The organism is Streptomyces sp. NRRL S-495 (assembly GCF_000966955.1).
In the GTDB taxonomy this organism is placed as follows: domain Bacteria; phylum Actinomycetota; class Actinomycetes; order Streptomycetales; family Streptomycetaceae; genus Kitasatospora; species Kitasatospora purpeofusca.
The window spans coordinates 1-9,644 of sequence record NZ_JZWY01000701.1; the positions used below are offsets into that span (position 1 = coordinate 1).

Below are 9,644 nucleotides of genomic sequence, written 5' to 3' on the forward strand. Positions count from 1 at the left end.
CCTTCTCGCTCTACCCCGACGCGCACGGCGTCACCGGCCGGGTGGTCGCCGCCGAACCGCCGCCCGACGCCGCCGCCCCGGCCGCCGAACCCGCCCCGCCCGGCACCTGGACCGGCCTCGGCGTGATGTACCACCTGCTCCAGCTGGCCAGCGCGCTGAGCGAGGCGGTCACCGTCCGCGAGGTCTGCCGGGCGGTGGCCGACGAGATCCTCCCGGCCCTCGGCGGGCAGGAGCTCGCCATCTACACGATCCGCGAGAAGCACCTGCACCTGGTCTCGCAGAGCGGCTACCCCGACGGCTTCCTCGACCGCTTCGAGGGCACCCCGGTCGGCGCCCGGGTGCCCGGGGCCGAGACCCTCAGCACCGGCACCCCGATCTTCTTCGAGAACGTCGGGCAGCTCGCCGCCGCCTATCCCGGACTGGCGCTGGACGACATGGGCGCCTGGGCGTTCCTGCCGCTGATCGCCTCCGGCCACCCGGTCGGCAGCTGCATCCTCGGCTTCGACCGGCCCCGGCCGTTCACCCTGGAGGAGCGCGGCCTGCTCACCGCGCTGGCCGGCTTCATCGCCCAGGCCCTGGAACGCGCCCGGCTGTACGACGCCGAGTTCACCCTCGCCCGGGGCCTCCAGCAGGCACTGCTCCCGCACCGGCTGCCGCGCCTGGACCGGGTCCGGATCGCGGCCCGCTACCTGCCCGGCACCCAGGGCATGGAGATCGGCGGCGACTGGTACGACGCCATCGTCACCGGGCGGGACCTCTGCCTGGTCATCGGCGACGTCGAGGGCCACAGCGTCGGCGCCGCCGCCACCATGGGCCAGCTGCGCAGCGCCGTGCGGGCCTTCGCCACCGGCGGCAACCCGCCGGACGAGGTGCTCGCCCGGACCAATCAGCTGCTGCTCGACCTCGATCCCGGACTGCTCGCCAGCTGCTGCCTGGTCCGCCTCACCCCGGGGGAGGGCACCGCCCTGCTCGCCCGGGCCGGCCACCTGCCGCCGGTGCTGCGCCACCCGGACGGGCGGGCCGAGGCGCTGGAGGTGCCGGGCGGGCCGCTGCTCGGCGTCGACCAGCACGCCGTGTACCCGATCAGCGATCTGCGGCTGGAGCCGGGATCGGTGCTCGCCCTGTACACCGACGGCCTGGTCGAGGACCCGGCGGTGGAGATCGACGCGGGAGTGGACCGGCTGCGGGCGGCGCTGGCGGGTCCGGAGGTCGGCCGGCTGATCGCGGCGGCCGGGCTGGACGGTCTGGCCGACCGGGTGCTGCGGGAGGTCGGTTCCACGCACCGGGTCGACGATGTCGCGCTGCTGCTCACCGGGTTCAGCTGACGCGTCCGGCCCACGGGCCCGGGCGGGGTCGGACGGGCCCGGCTGAGGGGTGGGGTGCGGCGCGGCGGACCGGGAACGACTTTCGTCGGAGCCGGCGGCGACGAACGGTGACGGTGCTGACCAGGGGCGATTCGCTAGCCTCGACGGGTGGACGTCATAGCGAGAGCCTGGTCGAAGGCGGTTCGAACGGCACTGCCCGGGCCCTGGCGGCGCGGGCTGGTGGTTCGCGAGCTGGTGGGTGCGCTGCTGATCGGCGGGCTCGCCGCGCCGATCGAGCTGGTCAGCCACACCGGGCTGGCCCTGCCGATGAGTGCGGCCGCGGCCCTCCTCTTCCTGGTGCGCCGGGGAATTCCCGCGACCGCCCTGGTGCTCACCGCCCTGGCCGGTGGTGTCGGCGGCGGCACGCTGCCGCTGCTGGTCTGCGTCGGCTGGTCGGCCGGTGCCAGGGTCCGCCGGGTCGGGGTGCTGGCCGGCTCCTTCGTCGCCGGCTGGGCGCTGATGACCCTGTTCGGGGTGCTGAAGGACGCCGGGCAGGTCCCGGTCGACCTGATCGTCGGGTTCTCGCTGGGCGGCTACCTGCTGCTCGCCGTGCTGCCCGCGCTCTGGGGCCGGTACCGGGCGCAGCGCCGGGCGCTGACCGACGCGCTGCGCGAGCGCAACGAGCAGCTGGTGCGCGAGCACGCGATGATCGCGCACCAGGCGCGGCTGCGCGAGCGGCACCGGATCGCCCAGGACATGCACGACAGCCTGGGCCATCAGCTGGCCCTGATCTCGGTGCACACGGGGGCACTGGAGGTCGACCGGACCCTGACCGACCGGCAGCGCGAGGCGGTCGGGGTGCTGCGGCTGGCCGCGGTCGGGGCGATGCGGGAGCTGCGCGAGGTGGTCGGCGTGCTGCACGACGAGTCGACGGCGCTCCCGCCGGGGCCGGGGTCCCCGTCGGTGGCCGGAGCCGGGGTCGGAATCGGAGCCGGGGCGGCGGGGGCCGGTGGCGTCGGGACCGGGGGTGTGGACGGGATCGAGGGGCTGGTCGAGTCCTCCCGCGCGGCCGGTACCCCGGTCTCGCTGGTCCGGGACGGCGAGCGCCGTCCGCTGGCCGCGTCCGCCGGGCACGCGGCGTACCGGGTGGTGCAGGAGGCGCTGACCAACGCGCACAAGCACGCCCCCGGGGCGCCGATCACGGTGGCGCTGCGCTACGAGCCGGACGCGCTGGTGGTGGAGGTGGTGAACCCGGCGGCGGCCGAGCCGGCGGGCGTGCGCGCCGGTGGCGCCGCCCCGGCGGCGGTGGTCAGCGGAGGCCAGGGGCTGACCGGGCTGCGCGAGCGGGCGCGGCTGGTCGGCGGCATGGTGCACGCCGGTCCGACCCCGGGGGCCGGGTTCCGGCTGGCCGCCGTGCTGCCGTACCGGGGCGCGGAGGGCGCCGGGGCCCAGGGCGTCGACGACGGGTCGGCGGCCGGTCCGGAGACCGGGGCTGCGGGCCGGGTCACGGACCGGGCGGTGGACTGGGTGGTGGACTGGGTGGTGGACGGCGGGCCGGGCGGGGTGCCCGGGGCGGTGGCCGGGGCGCCGAAGCGCCGCAGCCCGGCGATCGGCTGCGCGGTCGGCGGAGCGGCGGTGCTGCTGGCCGTGCTCGGGCTGCTGGTCTGGGGCGTGATCGGCTTCGTCCGGACGGCCGAGGACTCCACGGTGAAGCGGTCGGTCTACGACAGCCTGGAGCTCGGCACCCCGGAGGCGGAGGTGCGGCGGCAACTGCCGCCGGGCAGCGACTTCTTCCTGCGGAACCTGGAGGGCAGCGGCCCCACGCCGCCGGCCGGGGCGGACTGTGTCCGCTTCCTCTCCGACGACAACGGGGGGACCGCCTGGGGCGAGGACGCCGTCGTCCGTTTCTGCTTCAAGGACGGGGTGCTGGTCGAGAAGCAGCACTACCGGGTGAAGCAGTGAGCGACGGGGATGCCAGGATGGTCCGCGGGGCACCGGCCGGTCCGCCGCCGCACCGTCCGGACCAGTACCAAGGGGATGACCAGCAGTGATCCGAGTCCTCGTCGCCGATGACGAGCCGCTCATCCGGGCCGGGATCAGGATGATCCTGTCCTCCGCCGACGACATCGACGTGGTGGCCGAGGCCGCCGACGGCCGGCAGGCGCTGGAACTGGCCCGCGCGCACCGGGTGGACGTCGTCCTGCTGGACATTCAGATGCCGGTGCTGGACGGCCTGTCGGCGCTCGCCGAGCTGTCGAGGGTCGCCCCCGGCGCGCGGGCGCTGATTCTCACCACCTTCGGGGAGCGCGACAACGTGCTGCGCGCCGTGAGCGACGGTGGCGCCGGCTTCCTGTTGAAGGACACCGCGCCGGCCGAGCTGATCCAGGCCGTCCGGGCGGCCGCCACCGGGCACGCCTTCCTGTCGCCCGCCGCGACCCGGCACATCGTCGACTCGCTGGCGGGCGGGCCGGCGGGGCCGGTCGCGGCGCGCGGTGCCCGGGCCCGGCAGCGGCTGGAGGTGCTGACCGAGCGCGAGCTGGAGGTGCTGGCGCTGCTGGGCGAGGGGCTGTCCAACGCGGACGCGGGGGCCCGGATCCATATGAGCGAGGCGACGGTGAAGACGTACGTCAGCCGGATCCTGGCCAAGCTGGGGTGCGAGAACCGGGTGCAGGCGGCGCTGCTGGCCCGGGACGCGGGGCTGGGCGGCGTCGGCTGAGGCGTGCTGACGGGTCGTCGCAGCGAGGTGACCTCGGCCGGTCGGTGCGTGCAAGGACGGGTCGTGTGCCATGCGCCGAGTGACTTTCCGCTCACGCTGGGTAGTCGCAGTGGCGAACACCACCTCGGCGGTCGATGGAATCGGGAACTCCGGTCGGCGAGGTGACGGTACGTCAGTCATCGGTGACGGTAAGTCGACAAAGCGTCCGGACTTTCGGCCGACCCGATGTGAGCGAGCGCACGGAAATCGACCGTTTGGGCCGGGGAATGCGGTCAAAGTCGGTCGTTTCCGGGTCGGTTTCATGATCAATACTGCCGGTAACAGTCGCCTGACCTGGGACGACCAAGAATTGCTTGATGCGGCCCGGTAGCGCCCGTAGCTTCTTTGGCGGTGCAACGAGCACCACCCGGGTTCACCCCCGACCCACGGCCCGCCGACCGACCATCGGCACCAGGGCGGTGGCCGTCGACGCGACCGGCCTCAACAGGCAGTCGGCGAGCGGAGGGTGGCCGGGGCGGCACGGCACGTCGGACACGTGCGCGGCCGCCCATCGAGTGAGGGAGCGACACCCGGCCCCGGCAGGGGCCTGGTTCCGCATGCCTGCCCGGGGCCTGCCGAAAGGACTTCCATGAATCCCCGTCACGAGACCGCCGCTGCCACCACCACCGCCACCGCCACCAAGCGCAACCGCGTTCGGATGGCCGTGGTGGCGGGCGCCGCTGTCGCGGCCCTGCCGGTGGCCGGCCTCGTCACGGCCACCTCGGCCGCTGCCGCCCCCGCCTCCGCCTGGGACGCCGTCGCCCAGTGCGAGAGCGGTGGCAACTGGAGCATCAGCACCGGCAACGGCTTCTTCGGCGGACTGCAGTTCACCCCCTCGACCTGGCGGGCGTACGGCGGCTCCGCCTACGCCCCGCAGGCCAACCAGGCGAGCAGGGCGCAGCAGATCGCCGTCGCCGAGAAGGTCCTCGCCTCGCAGGGCCCCGGCGCCTGGCCGGTCTGCTCCGCCAAGGCGGGCCTGAGCCGCGGCGGTGCGCCCGCCGCCGTCGCCGACACGCCCGACCCGGAGCCCAAGGCGCCGCAGCCGGCCAAGCAGCAGCCGGCCAAGGCGGACCAGGCCCCCGCCCAGAGCCAGAAGTCGCCCGCCCGCAAGGCCCCGGCGCAGACCCCGCCGCAGGGCGCCGCGAAGCCCGCCGCGCCCGCCGCCGGGTCCGCCGCTGGGCCGGCCGCTGGGACCGCCGCGCCCGAGAAGGGCTTCACCGGCGGCGGCTACGTCGTCAAGAGCGGTGACACGCTGAGCGGCATCGCCGCCAAGTTCGGCCTCGACACGGCCGGCCTGCACGCCCGGAACGTCAAGGCGATCGGCGCCAACCCGAACCTCATTTTCCCGGGTCAGACCCTGTCCTTCTGACCCCGCCCCACCGGGCCCGCACCCCGGTGGACCGAACGGCCGCCCTGCCCCCGGGGCGGCCGTTCGGCGTGTCGGGAGCGGGGCGGACCCGGCGTACGGCGCGCGCGAGCCGGGGCGTGCGAGTCGGGGCGCGCCGGTGGTAGTTGAACGTTGAACGCGAGGTCCGAATACCGCCGGACTCCCGGGCCGCCACGGCCGAGGATCGAGTCATGTCCACGAACGACACAAGGAGTTCTGACGAGATGACGATCACGACCGGTATCGCGGCGCTCGACGGCAAGGTGGCTCTGGTGACCGGCGGCAGCCGGGGGATCGGGGAGGCGGTGGCCCTGCGGCTCGCCGAGGACGGCGCCGATGTGGTGGTGACCTACCTGGGCAGTGCCGAGCGGGCCGAGGCCGTCGCGGCCAAGATCACCGCGATGGGCCGGCGCGGCTGGGCGGTCCGGGCCGACAGCGCCGACCCGGAGGAGGTTCGCGCCGTGGTCGAGGCGGTGGCCGAGCGCTTCGGTCGCCTCGACATCCTGGTCAACAACGCCGGGGTGGGCCACATGGGCCCGATCGAGGAGACCGGCCTCGCCGACGTCGACCGGGTGCTGGAGGTCAACGTCCGGGCGCCGTACCTGTTCGCCCAGGCGGCCGTGGCCCATCTGACCGAGGGCGGGCGGATCGTCACCATCGGCAGCTGCATGGCCAAGCGCGCCGCCTTCGGGGGCGGCAGCCTCTACGCCACCAGCAAGGCCGCCATGATCGGGCTCACCAAGTCGCTGGCCCGCGAGCTGGGCCCGCGCGGGATCACCGTCAATGTGATCCACCCCGGCCCGATCGACACCGAGCTGAACCCGGCGGACGGCCCGGGCGCCGACTTCCAGTCCGGCTTCACCGCGGTCGGCGGCTTCGGCCGGCCCTCCGACGTCGCCGCCACGATCGCGCACCTGGCCGGTGCGGAGGGCCGGTACATCACCGGCGCCGAGATCGCCGTGGACGGCGGCTTCGCCGGCTGACCCCCCGGCCTGACACGCCGACGACCGGCCCGGGGTGTTGCTCCGGGCCGGTTGTCAGTGCCCGCGTTTACGATCGGCCGGTCCGACCACGTGTGCGGGCGCGCGTCCGACCGGCCGCGCGCCGGCGCACGGGTCCCGCGCGAGGGGCCGGAGCGGCCCCGCCGACGGAGAGGTGCGTCATGACCGGAGCGGAAGACCCGATCGAGCTGCTCGCCCGTGCGCTGGCGCAGACCGCCGGCCTGATCGACGGCATCGGCACCGAACTCGCCGGCCACCCGACCCCCTGCCGTTCCTGGGACGTCGGCCAGCTGATCAGTCACCTGCTGAACGACCTGCGGCAGTTCACCGTTCGGGCGGAGGGCGGCACGCCCGACTGGTCGGAGCCCTTCGACCGGGTCGAGGACGACTGGCTGCACCGCTTCGAGGCCGGAGCGGAGCGCCTGGTGGCCGCCTGGCGCCGGGCGGGCGACCTCGGCGGCGTCATCGAGATCCCCGGCGTCGGGGAACTGCCGGCCCGCTTCCCGGTGGACCAGCAGATCGCCGAGTTCGCCGCGCACGGGTGGGACCTCGCCCGGGCCACCGGCCAGTCCACCGCCGGGCTCGACCAGGAGGTCGGGCGGGCGGCGCTGGCCTGGGCGCGGGGCGCGCTGCGGCCCGAGTACCGGGGGAGCGAGGAGGAGCAGCACGCCTTCGGCCCGGAGGTCGCGGTCGCCGAGGACGCGCCGGTCGCGCCGGTGTACGACCGGCTCGCCGGGTTCTTCGGCCGCGACCCCGAGGCCGCCGGATAGCGCGGAGCGGGCCCGGGGCCGCCGGGCAGCGCAGGGGTGCCCGGCATTCCCGGGGTCGCCGGGCGCCCCCGAGGGGTCGGGATGTCGGCGGCTGCGGTGCGTCGGCGGCTGCGGTGCGTCGGCGGCCGGATCCCCTCCTCAGCCGCGGCTCCAGACGAAGGAGATCTCCGGGTGGCGCGGCGAGGGCGCGTTCAGCAGCGGCGAGGGCCGCCCGCGCAGGAACCGGTCGAAGTACGCGCGCACATACGTCCGCGCCAGCTCGGTCGCGCGCTCCGGTGCGATGGTGCCGAACAGTTGGGCGTAGACCTCCGGCGGCGCGTGCTCGGCCAGGTGCCCGGGGCCGGCCGCGTGCGGCAGGTCCGTGAAGCTAAGATGGCCGGAGTCGCGCTGTCGCAGGTGCCGCCCTGTCGCAGGTGCCGCCCCCAACCGCGCTGGTGCTCGCGCCAGCGCCGCCAGGTGTCGTGGTCGTCCAGCGCGGTGAACAGCAGGAACGGCCGGTCCAGGCCCTCGTCCGGCACCGGCGAGCCGAAGAGTCCGCCGTCCAGGTCCAGTCCGGCCGCGAACCGCCGGTCCTGCCGGACTGCCTCGGCGGCCGCCGCGCCGCCCATCGAGTGGCCGAGCACACCGATCCGCCCCGGATCGGCGCACGGCATCCCGGCGTGCCGCCGGAGCGTCCGGCCGGTGGTCAACTCCGTTGCCACGAACCGGAGGTCGGCGGTGCGGACGGCGATCTCCTTGCGCTCGGCGGCGTCCCAGTCGGCGGGCTCGTCCTCCAGCACGCTGAGCGCCACCCGGCCGTCCGGGAACTCGACGGCGGCCGCGTCGTAGGTGTGGTCGAGCGCCGCGACCAGATAGCCGTGCGCGGCCAACTCCTCTGCCAGCGCGGTGCAGTTGCTGCGCCCGCCCTTGCGGCCGTGCCCCAGCAGCAACAGTGGGAGTGCCCCCGGGACCGGCGGCGCGGCGACCCGGGCGGTCGGGCGCAACCGGCCGAACGTGCCCGGGTCGAGGAAGGCGCTCCGCTCCAGCACGGCCGCCACCCGCGCCGTGGTGTACGCCGCGCGCGCCCGTCCGGCGGTCCCGGTCGCGGGGTACCAGAGCTGCACCATCAGCTCGCGCGGTCCCGGCACCGGGGCGAACGGGTCCTGGCGGTCCTGGTCGACCAGCCGCAGCGACACCGTGCCGACCGTCCGCCGCACGGTCGGCCCCGGCAGGTCGATCGGCCCCGGCCCGGGGGCAGTGGCGGCAGCGGGAGTGGGGACGGGGGAGGGGGCGGCATGCGCGGTGGCGGCACCCGGCAGTGTAAGCGCCGCGCCTCCCATACCCGCGAAGGTCAGCAGCGATCGGCGCCGGATCATCCTCAACCACCCTTTGCACAGACGACATTGGTGCCGCCTCACCCTAGGCGGACCGCCCCCGTCGCCACCAGATCGGCTCCGGCAGGCCCCGGTGGGGACCTCGGTGCTCAGGGGGACACGGGGGCGGGGGAAGATCGTCGCAGTGCACGAGTGGAGGCGCGGGGAACGGACGAAGGGGTGGGGTCGTGACGGGAGAGGTGTCGGCCGAGCGGCTGCTGCGGGCGGCCGGGGAGGCGTGCGAGGGTCAACTGCGTGCGTGGGTCGACCGGTTGGGCGGGAGCGCCGGGAAGGTGGCGGCGTACCAGTTCGGCTGGTCCGGGGAAGGCCCCGGGCAGGGCGGGAAGTTCGTCCGCGCGGCGCTGACGCTCGCCTGCGCCGGGGCGGTCGGCGGCGACCGGCGGCGGGCGGTACCGGCCGCCGCCGCGGTGGAGGTGGTGCACAACCTCTCCCTGCTCTACGACGACGTGCTGGACGGTGACACCGTGCGGCGGCACCGGGCGGCCGCCTGGCGGGTGTTCGGTCCTTCCGCGGCAGCGCGTTCGGCGGACGGGCTGCTGCTCACCGTCCTCGACGTGCTGGTGGACGGCGAGGAGGACGGTGACGAGGTCGGCGAGGAGGACGGCGTGGGTCGGGAGGCCTCGGCCGCGCTGCTGGCGACGCTGGTCGACCTGGCCGTGGGGGAGAGCCTCGACCTCGTCTTCGAGGGAAGGGACAGGGTGGGCCCGGACGAGTGCCTGGAGATGGTGGCGGCCAAGACCGCCTCGCTGTTCTCCTGCGCCTGCCGCCTGGGCGCGCTGTACGGCGGGGCCGGGCCCGGGGCGGTGGCCGGGTGGGCGGCGTTCGGTCACGACCTCGGGATGGCCTTCCAGCTGGTGGACGACCTGCTGGGGATCTGGGGCGACCCGGCGGTGACCGGCAAGCCGGTCTTCAACGACCTGCGCCGGCGCAAGCTCTCGGTGCCGGTGGTGGCGGCGCTCGAATCCGGTACGGCGGACGGCGACCGGCTCGCCGAGGAGTACCGGCGGACCGCAGCCGGTGGGGCGGTGGATCCGGCCGGTCTGGCGCTGCTGGT

The 9,644-nt window shown here is 75.4% G+C and carries 8 protein-coding genes; 7 read left to right on the forward strand and 1 reads right to left on the reverse strand.

The features are described from left to right. The 6 genes from VR45_RS31200 to VR45_RS31225 form a co-directional block, all read left to right on the forward strand. Nucleotides 1-1,325 (forward strand): GAF domain-containing SpoIIE family protein phosphatase (locus VR45_RS31200; protein ID WP_045943236.1); only part of this gene is annotated, 1,325 nt, incomplete at its 5' end. A 147-nt stretch (nt 1,326-1,472) separates the two neighbouring features. After that, a complete protein-coding gene (locus VR45_RS31205; RefSeq protein ID WP_234326338.1) occupies nt 1,473-3,266 on the forward strand; it encodes a histidine kinase in 1,794 nt (597 codons plus the stop codon). Between the two features lie 85 nt (nt 3,267-3,351). After that, entirely contained in the window at nt 3,352-4,020 is a 669-nt protein-coding gene (locus VR45_RS31210) for a response regulator transcription factor (RefSeq protein ID WP_045943237.1), read from the forward strand. Nucleotides 4,021-4,648: 628 nt separating this feature from the next. Continuing rightward, the gene (locus VR45_RS50235; protein WP_045943238.1) at nt 4,649-5,428 is read left to right on the forward strand and encodes a transglycosylase family protein; all 780 of its coding nucleotides are present in this window, start codon (nt 4,649-4,651) and stop codon (nt 5,426-5,428) included. Nucleotides 5,429-5,670: 242 nt separating this feature from the next. After that, complete coding sequence (locus tag VR45_RS31220; RefSeq protein WP_078896994.1) at nt 5,671-6,429, forward strand: 3-oxoacyl-ACP reductase family protein; 759 nt, start codon at nt 5,671-5,673, stop codon at nt 6,427-6,429. A 179-nt stretch (nt 6,430-6,608) separates the two neighbouring features. Beyond that, nucleotides 6,609-7,217 (forward strand): TIGR03086 family metal-binding protein, encoded by a 609-nt coding sequence (locus tag VR45_RS31225; protein ID WP_045943240.1) that lies wholly within the window; start codon nt 6,609-6,611, stop codon nt 7,215-7,217. A 191-nt stretch (nt 7,218-7,408) separates the two neighbouring features. Here VR45_RS31225 and VR45_RS31230 read toward each other — a convergent pair whose 3' ends face one another. Further along, nucleotides 7,409-8,572 carry an alpha/beta hydrolase gene (locus VR45_RS31230; RefSeq protein ID WP_234326339.1) on the reverse strand — a complete coding sequence of 388 codons (1,164 nt, stop codon included), beginning with the start codon at nt 8,570-8,572 and terminating at the stop codon, nt 7,409-7,411. Nucleotides 8,573-8,757: 185 nt separating this feature from the next. Between VR45_RS31230 and VR45_RS31235 the strand changes: the two genes are divergently transcribed. Further along, nucleotides 8,758-9,644: polyprenyl synthetase family protein (locus VR45_RS31235; RefSeq protein ID WP_045943242.1), on the forward strand; the 887-nt coding region annotated here is incomplete at its 3' end.

What these genes read in the sequence shown, in the direction of transcription:
- VR45_RS50235 (WP_045943238.1), top strand. Translation starts at nt 4,649, where the DNA reads ATGAATCCCCGTCACGAGACCGCCGCTGCCACCACCACCGCCACCGCC.
- VR45_RS31220 (WP_078896994.1), top strand. Translation starts at nt 5,671, where the DNA reads ATGACGATCACGACCGGTATCGCGGCGCTCGACGGCAAGGTGGCTCTG.
- VR45_RS31225 (WP_045943240.1), top strand. Translation starts at nt 6,609, where the DNA reads ATGACCGGAGCGGAAGACCCGATCGAGCTGCTCGCCCGTGCGCTGGCG.
- VR45_RS31230 (WP_234326339.1), bottom strand. Translation starts at nt 8,572, where the DNA reads ATGATCCGGCGCCGATCGCTGCTGACCTTCGCGGGTATGGGAGGCGCG.